10 protein-coding genes are annotated in these 15189 nt (G+C 56.0%); 3 read left to right on the plus strand and 7 right to left on the minus strand.

Annotation, left to right across the window (positions count from 1 at the left end; all coding sequences use genetic code 11):
• Positions 1 to 483 precede the first annotated feature (483 nt).
• On the minus strand, positions 484 to 1479 hold the full coding sequence (locus tag AC0L8N_RS12550; RefSeq protein WP_473668024.1) for an SDH family Clp fold serine proteinase: 996 nt from the start codon (positions 1477 to 1479) through the stop codon (positions 484 to 486).
• A gap of 655 nt (positions 1480 to 2134) precedes the next feature.
• The gene (locus AC0L8N_RS12555; protein ID WP_473668025.1) at positions 2135 to 2374 is read right to left on the minus strand and encodes a hypothetical protein; all 240 of its coding nucleotides are present in this window, start codon (positions 2372 to 2374) and stop codon (positions 2135 to 2137) included.
• Positions 2375 to 2732: 358 nt separating this feature from the next.
• Here AC0L8N_RS12555 and AC0L8N_RS12560 point away from each other — a divergent pair, with 358 nt between their 5' ends.
• From AC0L8N_RS12560 to AC0L8N_RS12570, 3 genes are all read left to right on the plus strand, one after another.
• Positions 2733 to 3752 (plus strand): hypothetical protein, encoded by a 1020-nt coding sequence (locus tag AC0L8N_RS12560; protein ID WP_473668026.1) that lies wholly within the window; start codon positions 2733 to 2735, stop codon positions 3750 to 3752.
• A 683-nt stretch (positions 3753 to 4435) separates the two neighbouring features.
• Positions 4436 to 6448: a metallophosphoesterase gene (locus AC0L8N_RS12565; RefSeq protein ID WP_473668027.1), complete on the plus strand. Its 2013-nt coding sequence runs from the start codon at positions 4436 to 4438 to the stop codon at positions 6446 to 6448.
• Positions 6449 to 6780: 332 nt separating this feature from the next.
• A complete protein-coding gene (locus tag AC0L8N_RS12570; RefSeq protein WP_473668028.1) occupies positions 6781 to 7362 on the plus strand; it encodes a hypothetical protein in 582 nt (193 codons plus the stop codon).
• 5 nt (positions 7363 to 7367) lie between these two features.
• Here the strand turns inward: AC0L8N_RS12570 and AC0L8N_RS12575 are convergent, their stop codons facing one another.
• The 5 genes from AC0L8N_RS12575 to AC0L8N_RS12595 form a co-directional block, all read right to left on the minus strand.
• A complete protein-coding gene (locus AC0L8N_RS12575; protein ID WP_473668029.1) occupies positions 7368 to 9014 on the minus strand; it encodes a hypothetical protein in 1647 nt (548 codons plus the stop codon).
• A gap of 256 nt (positions 9015 to 9270) precedes the next feature.
• Positions 9271 to 9843, minus strand: a complete 573-nt coding sequence (locus AC0L8N_RS12580; RefSeq protein WP_068613022.1) for an ECF-type sigma factor — start codon at positions 9841 to 9843, stop codon at positions 9271 to 9273.
• Between the two features lie 103 nt (positions 9844 to 9946).
• Entirely contained in the window at positions 9947 to 12361 is a 2415-nt protein-coding gene (locus AC0L8N_RS12585) for a protein kinase domain-containing protein (RefSeq protein ID WP_473668030.1), read from the minus strand.
• Entirely contained in the window at positions 12349 to 12678 is a 330-nt protein-coding gene (locus AC0L8N_RS12590) for a hypothetical protein (RefSeq protein ID WP_473668031.1), read from the minus strand. The genes AC0L8N_RS12585 and AC0L8N_RS12590 overlap by 13 nt, the downstream gene beginning before the upstream one ends.
• Positions 12679 to 12979: 301 nt before the next feature.
• Complete coding sequence (locus tag AC0L8N_RS12595; protein WP_473668032.1) at positions 12980 to 15007, minus strand: PKD domain-containing protein; 2028 nt, start codon at positions 15005 to 15007, stop codon at positions 12980 to 12982.
• Positions 15008 to 15189: the final 182 nt, after the last annotated feature.

The raw sequence follows: 15189 nt of genomic DNA on the forward strand, positions 1-15189 counted from the left end.
GTTGGTTTATTTGCGACGCCGTCGATGGGCACGTCTTTAATGAAAGTGCGACGAAACTCAGCTAGTTTGCGACCGGTATTTTGCAATTGAACCTGAATCTGACCAGCAAGTCGATATGCTTGGATTTGGTGCTAATCACGCCCGATCAGTGCCCATAGGTGCTCAGCCACCGGCTTCGAGAGTTGATCGAGTCTAAATTGATCAGATTGGAAAGTTATCGCAAGAAATCGTTCAAAACCGTATTTAGTAACCTACTGGCGACACGATTACATTTCGGGTTGATCTAGTGTCAATTAAATCACGGTTCACGCAAATATCCGAACCATACGAAATCTCCCATTGGGATTTTTCCTCTGGCTCCAAGGGCTCGCTGGCTTCCGGCATAAACGGCCGCAATTTCTCAAGCATTGCATCCAAGGAGTCTTGGGCGCGAGAAACTCTAGGTGCTTGTTTTTTAGTTTTCATAATAAAAGCCTACCAAAATCAACGAGATAAAGATACGTTGCGAGACTCAATTAGCCCCTCGCATCTTGCGGTTACCATCCAATCGGACCGCACAAAAAGCTCCCAAACGTCGTTCCAAAGATCGGATCGAAGCTCGATTTCCTCGAGATTGAGGCCGCATTCTACAGCCTCGTCAAAATTTATCATCCTTCCGTGCGACCGCTTCTGTGATTGGGCCAGAAACATCTTGATCTTGTCCTTGATCGCCTTCTCACTTTCCGTCTTTAACATGCCAGTTTTGAGCAATCGGACAGAAATATCGGACGCCAAACTTTGCGCCGAACGTAGTTGTTCGACATACCGAGCATCATATCGTGCCAATTGTTGCAAAAGGGCTTCAAGCCGGCCGGTATCGGCTGAAGTAGCCTTATTCATCAAGTCATCGTAAGAGCGAACATACTCATCAGCGGAAATATACATTGGCTGGTCGCCACCCTGTTTATAAACAACTTGAGGGTCCACGGGGCCAAGCTCTCCGGTTCTGCTCATGTAAATTTTCGTTGCGGCAAAACAAATCATGGTCGCAGCAGATTTGGCCATGTGAGGAACGATTACTTCGAATTTTCCACCTGAATAACTTCGACACAGATTTGCTATACGTTCTGCAGCTAGAGCCTGTCCGCCAGGTGAATTAATCACCAATACAATGCCTTGTCCATCATGCGCGCTGGACAGCATACTCTCGAGCATTTCAGCATCGTCATCATCAATCTGGGCATTATGGCTTTTAAACGGCTTGAAAAATGTGAAAACGGACTTGCCTAGCCGTTCCTCTAGTGAAGCGATTAGACGTGTTCTAGACTCCGGCGATTGATTTGTCTCAGATCGTAGCTTTGCAAATGGACTGGTTTGAAAGTCCTTAATGTCCGCATCTTTTGTACGATTCTTGGTTTGCTCTGCAGCTTTCTTTGAACTTTTTTTGCCTGCCGTCTTTTTCTTGTATTTTCTCTTAGCAACTTTCTTTTTATTGACCATTCTGACTTTCCTCCCCATATATGGCCAGTGTAACCGCGTACTAACCGAACAATCCATGCCTTTGCTGCACCGCGACCCATTGGTACTTCGCAACTTAAGCTCATTCCCAGACAGGTAGCTGGGCCCAAACAGCGACTTTTGCCAGCTGCACAAACAGGTATGGGAAATCGATTGGTGCTGGGTGTCCTGCGACGACTAAACAAGGGGTATTTCAAGGTCACATACTGCTCGACTAACAGTATTCAATGCCGGTGACCCAAGCCATGTCAACTAACGGTTCATCACGCGCCGACACCGTGGGCAACGCGAACCCCATGCAGTCCTCATGTGGCCCGACGCCGCCGTCATAGATGATAGACGAACCCAGCAAGTTGCGGGACTGTTGCCCAAGCCCACCCCGTTAGCCGCCCAACTATCGCATCGCCTGTGTATGCTCGTGGCTAGGCCTGCGTTTGTAACGGTACAGAACGACAAAACCGGGAGAACATGATGAAAGCCGAGGCAACAGTAACTGCGGTTCTGTTGGCAATAATGCTAATGATCGCGGGACGTGGAGGTTCGAGAGGCAGTGAATCTGTTGTTGGCAACGACGGCGGCAGCAAAAAGGGGGCAGGTGAAGTTGTAGGATTTTTGCGGACACCTTTCTCCCCGACTATCAAGCCGTTACCATTTCAGGCCCGATTCGATCCCGTCCTGGTTGAGTTCCCCAACGCCGCCGCGCCAGCGTCGATAGCGTCATGCGTACTGCGAACGCGCGCAGCGCGGCCGTAATTACGATGGCCAGCAGGACGATAGCCACCGGCAGCACCCAGTAGCTTTCGTAGAGCCCGCCGAGCAGGAACGCAACCAGCGCAACCAGGCCGGTAATGCCGGCGTACGCGGCCTGCGTCCACACGTGCCTCAGCTGATTGCAGTCGGCGCCGACCGAGGCCAGTACCGTCGTATCCGAGATCGCCGACCAGTCCGCCGGACAGCACGGCCGCGATCGTCATGTGCAGTGACGCGCCGAGTTCGTAGCCGACAGGCACCGCGAAGGCCATCAGGACACCCACAATTACTGGTAGCGAAACTGCCTGTTTTTCTCTGTAATGCGGCCAGAAATTGTGGGTCTCGTGATTCCTGAGTGCCAAGCATCGTCGCGCACGAAACCAATGATTGCCGGGACATTCTCGCCTCTGTAGCATCCGAGCCTCTTACAATCACCGTAGCGTGGCTCCCTGATGCTTGGCTTAAACACTGTACGTAACAATCATGTGCTGACTGCCGCCTTGTTCGCTGTTTTGCTATCCGGCTGCGGTGGCGAATCAACGGAAGTCGCCGATGCATCGCCAGCACAAGCGCCTGAGCAAAGCATCGAAGCGTTCACGGTAGATCTGCCCACAAGCCCAGTTGATCTATCAACGGCACACGCGCCAAACAGCGCCCTGGACGCAGCGGTCCCTGTTTGTCCCTGGCTCGCAGATGCCAGCGCAATCGCTGCCGTTGATCCGATGGTTTCGCAAGATCCCATGCAGCGCCGCAGAGTCACGGCGGACGAGTGCACGTGGAATATCAACCTGGGTTTTGCGGTGAGTATCAAGACGACACCGCTCGCAAGTGCCCCTGATATGTCAAAGATTACCTACAACATGGATGTCCCACCTGTCGTGCAGGTCCAGGACGGTCCCGGCGATGCCGCCGTTGCATTATTGGATCCGACCTGGGATGAAAGTAATCCGCGTCTGTTCGGCTTTGTATTCCAAACCGACGATCGTCAATTTCGGATCATTACGACCGGCGTGAATACATCCCTCGACAGACTGCGTAGCGTCGCTGATGAAATCGTCGCTGCATTACCGAACAGCAGTCCGATCGCCGCCGGCAACGGCGAGCCAACCCTCGACGCCTGTGTCTATGACGTCGAAACTCTGGCCATACTGTTTACCGGAGCACCGGACAATGCGATCAAGGTAACGGCGAACCCTGCAAACAGCGGTTGTTCGTACAGAGGGTACGCGGGCTCCACCCGGATTGGCCTGTCGATGGGCTTCAGCGGCGACCCGTTTGAAGAGCGAACGGATGCGGGCTCCGATTTTGTACCCGTTGATGGTTTCGCCAGCAATGTCTATGTCTACGATCAGTCCGAACTCGTCGGCGAACGCAATTCCTTGCACGGCTACGTCGTCGAAAGACCCAGCGGCAAGTTCCGTCTCGACCTGCAAGTGAACAATCCGGACTTCCCCGAGGAGACGGCGGCGAAGTTGTTGAATAACCTGATTGCCCGGACAAACTAGGGCAAGGGCAAGGGCAAAAAGGAACAGGTGTCAGGTTTGTTTCTTGGCTCTTATCTGAGACGGCTCGTAGAAAAATAAACCTGACACCTTTTGGAGGTTTGCTTCTTCAGCTGGCGCGCAGCAAGCAGATCTTAAAACGGCCAGAGTCTAGCGGACGTATCCGATTGGGTCAGAGAACCCGCAGGAGGTGTTCCGTGACACGTCAGAGCGAAAAGTCTAGTCGTAAGCAGAAGCTGAATGCCGTGCGTCTGATAGAGCGCGGCGAGAAGCCGTTGAGCTGGATGAGTCCGGTGCAATACGAGAAGTAAGGCAATGTGGCCTGAGCAAAGTGCCCCAAAAAATACTGGCACCCTCAAGGCTTGTTCATCGCATGGCTTGCTATTGCCAGTAGGTACTGCCCGGCTTTCCGAATTCGTTGAAGCCAGTATCAAGTGACGTGACTGAAACATCGCGCATGCTTGGCAATCAAACTACCACTACACCAGTGGTGATTTACTCCTCGACTTAATCTTCCGGCATCGACGATGCCGTGCGAAGTCATTTAGAGCAGGCCTGTCGCTTCGGGTCACAGTCATCAAATTATAATCTACCGCTAACACGAGCGTTACATTCCCTGGATAGCTTGGATCGGCGGCACAACGGTGTTGCCAGCCCACGCTCACGTTCCCAGGAGATGTACGAAAATGTTCAAATCAATTTGTCGCGGCGCAGCGGTCCTGTCGCTGCTGAGCACCTTGGCGGTGCAGCCAGTCCATGGCGCTCAGGAGCTTCCGGTTTTGCCGGCTGGCAATCCAACCTTGTTGACTGACCCCTATCTGCAGAACCCCACTGACGCCGGCGTTTCGGTAGTGTGGCTAACAAACTTCAGTGGCCGTAGCAACGTCGTGGCCATTGAGCTTGAGGGGCGTTTTGACAAGAACGGCAACGCCAAAGAAATACACTACATCGCCGAGACCAACAAACTTGAACGTCTCTTGGAAGACAGCAGTTCCAAACTGGAAATGGACATTCCGATGGTCAGCCAGCGTGTTGTGTACCGTCACGAAGCAATGGTTGACGGTCTCGAACAGGGCCAGCGCTACACGTATCGGATCGTGAGCAAGACCAGCGAAGGCGAAGTGTTCACCGCCGGCCCGTTCCAGCTGCAGGCATTGCCGAAGGCGGGTGCGCCGCTGAAGATCCTGCTGACTTCCGATCAGCAGGAACGTTTCAATACGCTCGCCAACTACCAGAAAGTTGCGGAGACCTTCCCACAACTGGACGCCATTTTCTTTGCAGGCGATCTGGCCAACCATCCGCGGCGCGGTTCGGAGTGGCTCGACAATTACCGTACCTCATGGCACGAGAATCCACGTTCTGCCAGCCCGTCCTTCTTTCCGGCGCTGCAAGGTACGTTCATCAATCGTGTGCCGGAGTCACCTTTTTCGGGTGCGCCGTTGCTGCAAAACGTGCCACTGTTTCCGTCCGTTGCGAACCACGAAGTATCCGGGCGCTTTCGGCCAAATGAGCAATACCTGCTCGGCGGTACGCTGCGCACGGCGAACATCAACAGTATCTTTGGTGATCCGCAACCACGGTGGTACGCAGAGCACCTGTATGACGATCGCGAAGACATGATCAACCCGACCCGCGATCCGGCAGTCAAGGATCAGTGGGTTCGCGACAATTCACATGACATCGAAGTTTACCGAGACCTTTTTTCCTTGCCGGACGACGGTCCCGAGGGTGAGTCTTACTACAGCAAGAAGATCGGCGATGTGTTTCTGATTTCCATGAACGTTTCGCGCATCTGGCGCAGCTGGAACATTGGCCCGCAGGACCGCAGCAAGTTCGTTGAAATGCTGAGCGAGTCGAATAACCCGGATGAGTGGGGTTTTGGTGAGCATATTTTCACGCCGTTTGCCGAAGGTACAGCACAGTACCGCTGGCTCAAAAGAACCTTGAACAGCCGGGAATTTCGCCGCTCCAAATACCGGGTAGTCATGTTTCACCAGAGTGCTCACGGTTTGGGCGACAACGCGGTTCCGGTATTGACCGATCCGGTGATGCACATTGAGTACCTGGATCAATTCGGTACAGTCCGCGAAAAGACCGTGCTCATGCCACAGGACAACGTGTCGCGACGCCAGGTATTCATCAGCGAAGTTGAGCCGCTGCTCGGTAGTATTCAGGGCATACGCTACGAGTACCCGCTTGAGGCCGACCATTTTCGCCGTGACATTGAGCCGCTATTGCAACGCCGTGGTGTGCAACTGGTGCTGACCGGTCACTCCCACATCTGGAACCGTACCAAAGCAGGCGATCTGAACCTGATGGAAACGTCCAATGTTGGCAACTGTTTCGGCGCATACTGGACACAGCCGGACGGTACGCCGTGGCGCGGACAACTCCGCATTTCGGGATCGTTCGCCGCGGAACTCGAGAGTGGTCCGGGTGTTTCCCGATGGGATGCTGGCAACTACGCTCGGGTTGATGATTCACACGGTCGTGAACCGCAAATGCCAACGCTTGCGAACCCGATGATGCTGTTCGACGGCGAGCCGGAACCGGTTCCGTTTGTATGCAGCAACAACATCACAACCTTCTCAGTGCTCGATACCGAAGCCGGCGCTGTGCGCAGTTTCGCTTTTGATGTACGTAACCCGGAAGGTGACGTTGTTGAGTTTGACCGCTTGGAACTGGAGGCGGCGCACTAGTTCACGGTTACTGGCCCGCGCGAAGGGTATTAAACTTCGCGCGGGCTGAGTGCCCAGGCAAGAAAAAGGTGTCAGGTTTAGTTCTTGGCTCTTTCCTGAGCTGGCTCGTACAAAAGGAAACCTTGAGGTGGTAAGACCTTTGCGGACACATACCTCGCTATATCTGTGGAAATGTCTACGCTCAAAGCCTCTGGCGATAGGATCGTCGATCTCACATTCGCCGCTTGGGGGCCGCGCCAATGTTGAAGAGTCAGTGGGTAATTGATTTCGCAGTCGTTCTCCTTCTACTTCACTCCAACCTCACTCCCGCGACAGAGCCGTCACAAGCCAGAATGGCTGAAGAAGCTTTGGTAACGTTAATTGGAACCAGAGACACCAGCGAGCAGCAGCGACGCTTGACCGCTCAAAAGCAGCTGCTTGACGACAATACCAGTGCACATCCGGACGAAGTCAGATCTGCGACGATAGTTTTTGGCCAAGGTCAAACGACGCATGACCTCGCTAATTTCGCAGGCCGACACAACCTCACAGTCATTCAAGTTCACACTAAGCAGCCGATGAACGACGATGGCATGATCTTTTCGTCCTTTATCGGACTGGATGACTTGTTGGCAATCGATGGTACTTTAGAACAGCGGTTGACTTACGCACTAGCAATGCGTACGTCACGGATGCGTCAAAAGGCAGATGTTTATTCACGTAGTCATCAAAAGATGATCCGAAAAAGAGGGCGGGAATACACGGAGATGCTGAATGAGGAACCGCAAATATTTGGAGTTGAAGTGATTTCTTCATCGCACTCTTTGACCGCCGCTTCGAACGAGGCAACTGTAGCCGGAATATTCCTCGACGCTTCAGATGCCAAGGTTCGTACTTACGAATACCGCAAGCGAAATCCGGTTCTGTCAAGATAAGGGTGTCAGGTCTGTTTCTCTGCCCGGTACGCAACCAATGATTCAATAGTACCCCGAAACATTTCGGCATCTATCTCACTCCGGGTCAGCGCACTGCGCAATGATCGTTCTATGTCCTCGGGCCAGTAGTCCATGGGATAAGAACGCAGAACCATCATTGCCATGTGGCAATGAGTGGTTGATATCAGCCCGGTTCGTATCAGCTCATTGCCCAGACCGGGCCTCGACCTCAGCAAAGGCAACGCATGTTGGAGAACGGATTGTGCGCCGGCGTTGAGGTTCTTACCGAACCCTCCCATGCATGCGAGGTAGTCTTCGCACCATGCGATAGCTCTTGCTACGCTACCGGCGTCACCGTTCGTTGCCTCTATCATGGCTTCAAAGCCTGCAAGCGGTACGTTGCGTTGCGCGGCGCCGCGAGCGAGTCCGTCCTGAAGCAGGTTGAGACGTTCGTCGAAATCCTCGCGATGCGTCCCCGGCGGGACCCCATAAATGCGGTCCAGGGTGCACTTTGCGTTGCTGCCGTCAATACCACCGGACTTCACCGCCGCTTCCAGCCGCTCTTTATTCTCCGGGCTCTCATAGACACTACGTACTTGTTTCGCCAGGTCCCGGTGTTCGCGTCGCCCTGCAACGAGATCGCCTTCGTCAAATCGTGCGTCAGGGTCCTGGCTCAGCCAGCGATCAATTTCTTCAAAGACGCAACCGTATATCCAGGCGAGGTCGAAGAGCTCATCGAGGGACAATGCCCGCCCCTTAAGATGCCCGATCGTAAGAGAAAGCAGTTCATCAACCGCTATTGTGCGTTTGAAATGACTGAGCTCGATACCGTTCGCCAGGCTTCCACAAACACCTTCTGCCAAAATTGTTAGCGCCGCCCGGCACAATGCATCATCGATGGACTCGGCCTTAAGTTCTTCGAGCAACTTCGTTTTCCTGACGAAATTAATGAGCGCGGGTGCGAACTCGGGGTTAGGTTCGCCATACAACTCGATAGACTCAGGCGATGTATCCGAGTAGGCGAAGCGAAGAATCGATGCTCGCACTTCATCCGAAGGATCGTTGTCAAGCTGATCGCAGAGCCACTGTTGCGCTTCAAACGAACCGGCCTTCGCCAGCGAGAAATGCAGCGCATTGGCTTGTACCTGTGTGGCCCCTGATTGCTCACAGACATTCCAGATCGCGTCTGTCAGGTCGGGGTCGAAGCCAGCGATACGCAGAAACGCCTCATCCTGATCACGACTCAATGCGAGTAACCAGATCACTGCATTGACGAACACAATCCGATGAAGGGTTTCATCGGCGATCTCGCGCAATCGGCTGATTGTTGATGTGTTAACTGCCAGACCCTCGCCGAGCGTATGGATGCGTTGCTCCGAGAACAGGCTCGCCCGCCATTTCTTTCTGGCGAGGCTGTCGTACACGACCTTGTCAGTATCTTCTCCGGGCCGCGCATCGTAGGCCTTGAGAGCAGCTCGCACCGCCTGCTCCTGGGCGGGTCGGTCTATGCGGCTGTCAGCAAGGTAATAGTTCTTGTTGACGACAGCCCAGTCCACCTCTGGCACCACTGCGCCCAATGATAGTGCACGCAAGTAGGCAATGTACGGCGTGGACGGTCCATCTTGTGGAGCCGGAGTTTGATTCTTATTCATCTGATTCTTACTTATGTTTGTCTCTATCGATTTGAGCTGCTCACACGGATCCCGGTCAAATGCAATCACTGGCAGCCAAGGTATCTCAATCGGTGACGATCGTCAGCTAACCATCGCGGTTAGGGATAATGGGCGGAAATTGTAATAGGAAAGTGGTTGCCGGGGCGTTTCTCGAGGGGCCGGTCAAGAGATCGAGCTTCATGATATTTGTCAGGCACCCGATGTGTACCTGGCCCAGCCGAATGAACCTCGCCGGTCATTCACTCTCTGCATCCGAACTCAGCGCTTTCTTCAACCAGATTTTTGCGACCCGCAGCTCGCGGCGCACAGTTGACTCCGAGACGTTCAGGGCAATGGCCGTCTGTTCGTGGGTCAAACCGCCAAAGTAGTGCAGTTCCAGCACCAAGCTCTTTCGCTCATCGTTGTTGGCCAACTCGGCGAGCGCCGCGTCCAGCTCAAGCAAATCTTCGTCCGGTGACTGCCCGGCATGCAGCTCTTCGTGCAAGGTCACCTTCAGTGCATCGCCGCCCCGTTTTTGTGCACGCCGGCTGTTCGCGTGATTGACCAGCAGACGACGCATCATGCGTGCGGCTAACGCGTAAAAATGTGCGCGGTCCTGCCACTCGGCATTGACACCGATGAGTTTCTCGTAGGCCTCATTGACCAGCGCGGTTGGCTGCAGTGTGTGGGCGGCCGATTCACGGGCAAATATTCGCTGCGCCATCTTCTTCAGCTCGTCATAGACCAACGGCGTAACCGATGACAGCGCGGCCTGATCGCCCGCGACCCACTGGTTGAGAAGTAACGTAATGTCAGTGCGCTGATTCACGCGCTGAGTGTAGCAGGGCGGGCAGACCCGAGCTAAACTTGTCTACCAGAAATGGACAGTGAATTGATTTCACCGTATGACTGATCAAAGCAATTGAACGCGCTTACTCCGCAGCGTTTGATGTCGGTCGGCTAAAGCGTGCACAGCTTTCTTTCAATCGAACTGCAATCAAATTATCCGCCTGATTCTGCAGATCCAGTTTTTCCGCTGACTGCTTACACAGCGCCTCGGCACGCGGGTATTGTTCGGTCGATGTGTAAGCCCGGACCAGAGCCTCGTAAAGGTCCAGACCATCGGCACTGATGCCTGTTTGTCGATGCTCCAGAATGCGCTCCAGGCGTTCGGCGGCCTCCCCATAATGCCCATCCTCAAGCATTACCATTGCCTCGGCATGCTCGGCCAACAACGCATCCGGGTGATCTACGGGTGTGTATTCGGCGCGCAGCGCTTTGGCTCTGGACACTGCTGCATACGCCTGCTCCAACCGGCCGACAGGAGCGCTGGCCATGGCGAGTAGTTCGTACTGTGCCGCCAGGTGCCGCCATTCGATATCGCCTTCCGCACGCTCCGAAATAGATATCGCTTCTGCTGCCATCGCGGCAGTCTCGAGATAATCTCCCTGGACGTAAGCGACTTCAGCAAGGTTTTGCAGGCTTAAGCCCACCAGGTAGTGATCGTCACCAAAATAGTCGCGACGCGCCTCTAGCCCTTTTTTCATGGAGTCCGCCGCCGCACCGTACTGGCCGAGGCCCAGCTGCAGAATTCCCATGCCGTCATACATGTCACCGATTCTCGGCGCATCCGGATCGATCTGCAGTCGGATATCAATGGCCTGCTGGACCAGCGGAATCGCTTCCGAAAAGCGACCCATGTAGTTGTACAAACCCGCGAGATTGTAAGCGCTGGTGGCGTGGCCTGCGCTGCCCGGTGCGGCATCCGAGACCAGTCGCAACGAGTCCTGCAACACCGGCTCCGCTTCCTCGTATTTTCCCAGCGTAAGCTTCGCAATTCCGAGTGCGCTCAGAATATAACTCTCTGCAGCACCGTCGTTAGATCGGGTTCCGTGAAACGTGGCCAGCGCTTTCTCGGCCATATCGTGTGCATCCTGAAAGTCGCCGCGTCGCCGGTAGCTCACCGACAGGTCCGCGAGTACGGATGCATGCCGCAATGGGTCGGCGTTCTCCAGGCTGGCAAGTACCTGGGCAGCCTCGAATCGCTTGTCAAAAGATTCGTTCAGGAGTCCGAGAATTTCATACACGTTGCCAAGCGTCTGCAGAAGTTGCGCCTTCGTGTTTGGTTGATTGTTCAAACGACCATCGAGTTGCTGCGCACCGCGATCCAGCAACTCCCGCGCCGTGGTGTCAGCCGAGCCGCCCTTGTTGGGGTCGGATGCTTCAAACAGGCCGACAAGAAACTGCGACACTTCACCGGCCGCCTCAGCCTGTACCACCGCTTCCTTTTCGGCGGCCAGTGCCCGAACGAAACCCACGGTACCCATCGCCACGCCGATAATGATGGACGCGGTAACGGCAGCGGCAGCGAGTACGCCGATGCGATTGCGGCGATAAAACTTGCTCCAGCGATAACGGGCCGTCGGTGGACTCGCTTCAACCGGTTCGTTCTTGAGGTGACGTTCCAGGTCGCGCGCCAATTCGCCCACTGAGCTGTAACGTTGTTCCCGGTCCTTCTGCAGTGCCTTAAGCAAAATCCAGTCCAGATCGCCTTTGAGTTCTGACGGCGAGCGGGCGGTTGGAGTACTGCTGTCCGTGACACGACTGGGCGGTAGCGGGTCATACTCGCGGAACGCACGCTGTCGTTCTACAAAACTTGCTGATGACAACGCCTTTAGGTTCAGCGGATGCTGGCCTGTCAGGATCTCGAAAAAAATCGTGCCTACGGCATAGACATCGCTGCGGGTATCAACATCAACACCCATGGAATCTGCTTGCTCCGGGCTCATGTAACGCAATGTGCCAATGAGCTGTCCGACTTGCGTCATGTGTTCATTGTCAGGGTTAACGGTTGAGGCGGCTTTGGCTATGCCGAAGTCGATAATCTTGGGCGTTGGCCGGCCGTCCTGTTCGATGACCAGAATATTGGACGGTTTAAGATCGCGATGTATGACGCCGCGTTGATGAGCATGCTGAACCCCGCGACACACACTGATCAAGAGTTCGAGTGTCTTCTGCAGTGACAAGCGATGCTCGCGCAGATAGGCATCAATCGGCACACCGTCAACGAGTTCCATCGCGAAGTACGGCCTGCCGTCAGGTGCGTAACCGGCGTCGTACACGGCTGCGATCGCGGGATGACTCATGAGCGCGAGAGTTTGTCGTTCTGAATCGAAGCGCGCCATGATGCCCGGATCCTGAGCACCGTAGCGGATGACCTTGACCGCCACTGTCCGCTGTACCGGTTCCAGTTGCAGCGCCTCGTACACTTCACCCATGCCGCCACTGCCCAGCAGGCGCTGAATCTCGAACTGTCCGATCCGGTCGCCCTTGTTCAGCGTTTGCACGGCCTGGGCCTGAATTCCTCCGATTGAAAAAAACTCAGGTCACTGAGACTCGCCGAATTCTGCTCGCCATCACCGCGGGAATCCGCCTGCCCGCCGGACAATGATGGCAGCGCCTGTCTTAGCGCACCGTCGATCGCGGAATGCAGGCCACCGGTTTGGTCATCATCCAGCGCAATGAGTTCCAGCAGTTCTGCCTGTAAGGCTTCGTCACCCCGACATTCGCGTGCAATGTAGCGATCACGCTCATCGCCAGACAAGCCCAGTGCCGTTTCCAGCATCGCGTTAAGGCGTTTCCATCTTTTCTTATCTACTGTCATCAATTCCAGCCTGGTTAACGTAGCGGATTTTGCGAGCACGGTTGTTGTGCTCTTTACTTCTTAGCAGCAAACGAAGCGCAACTCGCTCAACCGGCAGACGTATCGACCTGGCAACCAACAACAGCGTATTGCATGCAAAAAACTTTCGACTACTGCCTATAACGATACCAGTTTTTTTTTCTGGTTTTGAATCGGGGGGGCGAGGCTGCGGAATTGATGCACAGTGTTGCAAACAAGCGCTGTGACACTGTGATGCCGTGACGCCGCATTACACGACGTCACGGCCCGGCCTTGTTACGCCTTACTGCAAACGCATCTCGCCGCTGTCTCCTTGCGGATTGACCGAAGGCGCGCCGTTCGCGCCTCCCGTACCCGCCGTGATCGTGTTGTTACTGACGACCGGCGTTACACCGTCCCCTACGTCCGAATCGATGATGCCGTAGGCCCAGCCACCGCCGCCGGCGGATGAGGATTCGTACGACAGCCGGGGTGGGGCGCCGTCGCCGCCGCGACCGGTGATGATCGTGTTTTCTTCGATGACCGGCGCAATGTCGGAGCCTACCCAGATGCCGTAAGACGGACCGCCGGCACCGCCGCCGCCGTAACCGCCCTGACCGCCATCACCGCCATCGCCGCCGTCGCCACCGTGGGCATTACTGCCGAAGTTGGCCGGTGCCCCAGCGCCGCCCGAGCCACCGGCACCGCCCGGTGCGCCGGTGCCACCCATGCCGCCGGTACCGCCCGTGCCGGAGGTGAGGTGATTGCGGGCGATGAGGGCGTTAACGACATCATTGATGACAACCGCCACCGAAGCGCCACCGGGGGATCCGCCATATCCAAAGGCGCCGCCATCGCCGCCTTCGCCACCACCGCCACCACCACCGCCGTTGCGGCCAGCACTGGCGCCGGAACCACCGCCACCACCGCCACCGCCACCGCCGGCCCAACCGTTGCTGCCGTTTGCGCCCCAGCCCACGTTCGGGGAACCGACCAGGCTGACGGATTCACGCCCGATGCCGCCAGCGCCGGAACTGCCGCGAAGGCCATCGTCGCCATCGTCGCCGTCACCGCCGGGTCCTTCGGTCTGGTTATCCGTGTTGTAGTAGCCGCCATGGCCGCCGCTGCCACCGCTTATGACGACCGGTGAAGTCCGGCCACTGCCACGTTCCCCGCTTTCGCCGCCAGCGAAACTGGTACGTGCGCCGTCGCCACCATCACCACCGTTCCAACCGACACCGGTCTGTGCGCCGCCGGCCCCACCGTTGGCATTGGTGCCTTCCCTCGCATCCGTACCATTGGCACCGTTCTGACCACTGCCGCCGCGGGCTACGGCGTCGTCGGCCAGCGTCCCGTCGCCGGCTTCGATGATATTGTCGAGCAAGCGGACGTCGGCAAGCTGCTGCAGGGTGACGGCGAAGATTTCCACGCGCTTGTTGTTAGAGCTGCCATCCGGGCCGTGTACAACGACCGAGTTGTTCTCGATGACCACAGGCGAGTCGCCGCTTAAGAGCGCAATGCCGTGTAGCGCAAACCCAGAGAGGTCGCTTTCGGGAGCGTCCACCTCCAGTGAAATCCCGGAAATGGTCGTTGGCGAATGGATGAATCCCAGTTGCAACCCTGAACCATCGGAGTTGACCGGAGACGGGTTGCCGACAGGATCCCGTTCCCAGTTCTGATCGTAACCACCGTAAAAGCTCTGCGCACGCAGCAACCGCGATTCATCGCGATTGGGCCACAGCGTGTAGGTTCTGTCGGCAGGCAGTGAGCGAATGTAGAAGTCGCTTGTATCGGCACTTGAGGTTACCGCGTTGAACAGGCTGGCATAGGGATCGTCGATGGAACCATCACCCGTGCTGGTGGCATTGCCGTCGACAAAAACGGCCGTGTCCATGTCTTCAACCACGATCACGTGAACAGTTGCCGAATCGGACTGACCGCCGGCGGTAGCCGTGACGGTAAACACCAGCGTGTCGACGACATCCGGTGCCGTGAAGCTGGGTGTCGCGCTATCGAAACCGGATTGACCGCTCACTGCAACGCCGCTGTCCTGCCGCCATGAGTAGGTAATTGTGTCGCCGTCCGGGTCGCTCGCGGACGCCGATAATGTAATCGCGCCGCCGATGTTGCCCATCGCGCGACCGTCTGCAGTGACACTCGGCGGGTTGCCGGTGGCACCGCCACCGCCGCCGCCGCTGCCGCCGCTGTCACTACCTCCGCCACCGCCGCCACAGGCGCCGAGTGCAGTCATTATGACGGCAACAGCCATCATCCTCACGGTAGCCGGCATCCGAGTACCAACCTCCCGTGTCATTGTTCTGAATGTGTTCACGATCCTCTCCCTGCGTATTGGTTCTATTCCGTTAGCAGGGACGCGGGAGAAATCCGGTCACGTGGAAGAAAAAAAGAGTCGAGCCGACATTTTCCACCCCTTCACCTTTAAGGATCGGGTTTTTGCGTCCGTACCAGATGGCGCGGAATGGAAAAGGTGTCAGTTCTGTTTTCTGGCGCCAG

The organism is Woeseia sp. D3-10, from assembly GCF_055809415.1.

Excerpts from the sequence above, each read along its gene's own strand:
- AC0L8N_RS12590 (WP_473668031.1), bottom strand. The coding sequence starts at position 12,678 with ATGACAGTAGATAAGAAAAGATGGAAACGCCTTAACGCGATGCTGGAA.
- AC0L8N_RS12570 (WP_473668028.1), top strand. The coding sequence starts at position 6,781 with ATGGCTGAAGAAGCTTTGGTAACGTTAATTGGAACCAGAGACACCAGC.
- AC0L8N_RS12565 (WP_473668027.1), top strand. The coding sequence starts at position 4,436 with ATGTTCAAATCAATTTGTCGCGGCGCAGCGGTCCTGTCGCTGCTGAGC.
- AC0L8N_RS12550 (WP_473668024.1), bottom strand. The coding sequence starts at position 1,479 with ATGGTCAATAAAAAGAAAGTTGCTAAGAGAAAATACAAGAAAAAGACG.
- AC0L8N_RS12575 (WP_473668029.1), bottom strand. The coding sequence starts at position 9,014 with ATGAATAAGAATCAAACTCCGGCTCCACAAGATGGACCGTCCACGCCG.